Below are 3,595 nucleotides of genomic sequence, written 5' to 3' on the forward strand. Positions count from 1 at the left end.
GGCGAAGAAAATGCGGATGCCGAAAACGGCCCTTGGCGGATTACTTTAGACTTTCCGAGTTACGGCCCTTTCATGCAGCACAGCACCCGCCGCAACTTGCGCGAAAAGTTGTACAAAGCTTTTATCGGCAGAGCAAGTAGCGGAGAATTGAATAACTGGCCGTTGACCGATCGCATTTTAGCTTTGCGCCAGGAAAAAGCTGCTTTGCTCGCGTTTAGTAGTTATGCCGAATTGAGCTTGGCGAGCAAAATGGCTCCCGACGTTGCAGCAGTGGAAGCTTTGTTAGAAGAATTGCGCCAGGCTAGTTATGATGCTGCTGTCAAAGATTTAGAAGAATTGAAAGCTTTTGCTGCCGAAAAAGGCGCGGCGGAAGCTGGAGATTTGAAGCACTGGGATGTAGGTTTTTGGTCGGAACGGCGCCGGGAAGAAAAGTTTGCTTTTAGTGCAGAAGAATTGCGACCTTATTTTGCTTTGCCACAGGTATTAGAGGGGTTATTTGGATTAGTAAAACGGCTGTTCGGCGTGACAGTAACTGCGGCGGACGGTCAAACTCCTGTCTGGCACGAAGATGTGCGCTATTTCCAAATAAATGATGAAGCAGGAAATACGATCGCCAATTTCTATTTAGACCCCTACAGCCGCCCCGAGGAAAAGCGCGGCGGTGCTTGGATGGACGAGTGCGTGGTGCGCGCTAAATTTGTCGAAGCAGGAAAAACAACTACGCGGTTGCCGGTGGCTTATTTGGTGTGCAACCAAAGTCCTCCGGTTGACGGCAAACCGAGTTTAATGACTTTTGTGGAAGTCGAAACTTTGTTTCACGAATTCGGTCACGGTTTGCAGCATATGCTGACAACGGTAGACTATCCGGGGGCTTCGGGCATCAATAATGTTGAGTGGGATGCGGTGGAATTGCCCAGTCAATTTATGGAAAATTGGTGTTACGATCGCGCTACTTTGTTCGGGATGGCAAAGCATTACGAAACCGGGGAAACTTTGCCGGAACACTACTACCAAAAACTGCTAGCAGCGCGCCACTACATGAGCGGCAGCGTCATGCTCCGGCAAGTACATTTTAGCAGCGTTGACATCGAATTGCACCACCGCTATCGATCGGGCGGCAGCGAAACTGTGGCCGATATCCGCAACCGCATTGCTAAAACTACGACAGTTTTGCCTCCTCTGGAAGAAGACGCATTTTTGTGCGCTTTCGGACACATTTTTGCGGGCGGCTATGCGGCGGGGTATTACAGTTATAAATGGGCGGAAGTGCTCAGCGCTGATGCTTTTGCGGCGTTTGAGGAAGCGGGTTTGGAAGATGAAAGTGCGATCGCCTCTACAGGTAAGCGCTTCCGAGATACAGTATTAGGATTGGGCGGCAGTTTGCACCCGATGGAAGTGTTTAAAACTTTCCGGGGACGCGAACCAAGCACTAAAGCTTTGTTGAGACACAGCGGTTTAGTTGCGGCTTAATTAAGTGTGGAATAACTGGGGATTAATGTGGGTAAATTTATCTGCATTAATCCCGGTTTTTTTGGTTCTTCATCACCTAGTATGCTAAAAATATAATTAAAAACCGACTTAAAATAAAAAAATATATAAAATAATGACATCAAGTCTTGACAGACTTGACTATTGAGGGTGAGCTGTTGTTAGCTAGAATGAAAAGGTAAGTCATTTTAGGGTGGATGGGTAACGATGACCTCAAAGAAGGAAATTAAACTGCTCACAGAACTTCTGGAATTGTCAGGAGTAAAAGTTGTCTCACGTAAGGTAGCTAAGGTCAGGAAGTCACCTTCCTGCCTCGCATACAAAACCAACAGTCCGGACAGTTTTTTAGGAGGGTAGTGGCGAGGAAAGCTATCCAGGGCTTAAAGTACAGTCAGATTCAAAAAAGGACTGCGCCATCGATAGCCTACAGAATATTCTAACGGACGCACTGACCACAGTGGGTTATTTCACAAACCGCAACGAACCTTTCTCCTCGCATTCTTGACCAGCCTATTCGTCGTCTGTGGTCGAGCCAACTACACCAATTTAAATCGCTATAGTCCCCAGTCGCGAGCGAACGTTTCGTCGAAATCGATCGCAGAGAACCGTAGGTTTGAATCGGTGAATAGTCATTTGATTCAAACCCACGGTTCTCGGGAAGGAGTTCAAATCCTAGTGGTGGATGCGACCTTTCATGAAAAAAGTGGTCGTCATACACCCAATCAGGATCGGTTCTACAACGGCAAGAGTGGTCAAGTCGAGACGGGATTGGAGTGGTCGGTGGTGGCAGTGGTCGATGTAGAGCAGAATACAGCCTATGCGTTATCGGCTCCGCACACGGAAGCGGGCCTGTCCGACCGAGCTTTAGCAGCCGAAATAGAGCATCAAGTCTGTGGGAATCAAGTCGATTTCTATTTAGGCCATCTAGCCTATTGTCAGACCTATGTACCCAAACGAGTTGAATATGTGGTTGCTGATAGCTTCTACAGCAAACGGAAATGGGTGGATGGGGTCGTGAACCTGGGGTGGAATGCCATTGGAAAACTGCGACCAGACGCGAATTTAAAATATTTGTATCAAGGGTCACGTCGGTCTGGTCCTGGTCGTCAGAAAACCTATGACGGCAAGGTTGCCCTCTTGGAGCGACAATTAAAATATTTCACGTTAACTGAGACCTTAGACGATGGGACTTTCGCTGTGGACTGCCGTGGTGTGGTCGGTTTCTCTTGACCGCCGGATTCGTGTAGTTTGCAAGCGTGCGACTCGTCGAGGGGAAAGAGCGGTATATTCTGTTGTTTTCCACCGATGTTAATCTGAGCGCCAGCGATATCTTGGCTTATTATCGCGCTCGATTTCAGATTGAGTTTATCTTTTGTGATGCCAGACAATATACCGGAATGGTCGATAGCCAATCTCGCAATCTGGATGCCCTGGATGCCCAGGTCAAGGGTAGTTTGACAGCCCTAAATTTAGCCAAACTCACCTTGAGACAAGAGGCTACCTTCACAGCTCAACCGACACCAGAGGTTATTTCATTTTCTATAGCGTCGTTCAAACGAAAAGCTTTAAATGAGCATTTACTAGAACTATTTATCGCCATTTTTGATTTGGACCCGACTTTGATTAAATTAAATCCAAACTACCAAAAGCTTCTAGAATACGGCTCTCTCAAAGCTTGACCGACCGAAAATCTGTCCGGACTGTTGATAGGGGCCATCCCCCGTAGTTGCCCCAATCCATGCGAACATCTTGCTGGCTGTTTTTGCCTAAATCCTATTTGATTGACGGTTGGTTGAGGTAATCAGCACATATCGGTTTGTATTCTTCTGCCACTTTCGGATGTGTTCTGAGATAATCGCTAATCCAATTGCAACCAAATGCCATTAGTGGATCAACATCCCAAACCCACAGTTTGATGGTGTTGTCACTGCTTCCAGAAGCCAAAGCTAAGCTATCAGGACTAAAGGCGACGCTCCAGACCGAACTACTATGGTCAGTGAGGGTAGCGATGGGTTTTTGGCTTTGCAGGTTCCACAGTTTGATGGTGTTGTCACTGCTTCCAGAAGCCAAAGTCAACCCATCTGGACTAAAAGCCACGCTATTGACC

At 47.4% G+C, this 3,595-nt stretch carries 2 protein-coding genes and 1 pseudogene; 2 read left to right on the forward strand and 1 reads right to left on the reverse strand.

Annotated features, from left to right (window positions below):
* Both QT996_RS02320 and QT996_RS28570 read left to right on the forward strand, forming a co-directional pair.
* Positions 1–1,470: M3 family metallopeptidase (locus QT996_RS02320; RefSeq protein WP_333044261.1), on the forward strand; the 1,470-nt coding region annotated here is incomplete at its 5' end.
* Between the two features lie 696 nt (positions 1,471–2,166).
* Positions 2,167–3,167, forward strand: a pseudogene (locus QT996_RS28570) (transposase).
* 94 nt (positions 3,168–3,261) lie between these two features.
* On the opposite strand, the gene QT996_RS02335 reads toward QT996_RS28570, so the two are convergent.
* A partial coding sequence (locus QT996_RS02335; RefSeq protein WP_445304536.1) for a WD40 repeat domain-containing protein occupies positions 3,262–3,595 on the reverse strand: 334 nt, incomplete at its 5' end.

The organism is Microcoleus sp. S13C4 (assembly GCF_036700865.1).
GTDB lineage: Bacteria > Cyanobacteriota > Cyanobacteriia > Cyanobacteriales > Microcoleaceae > Microcoleus.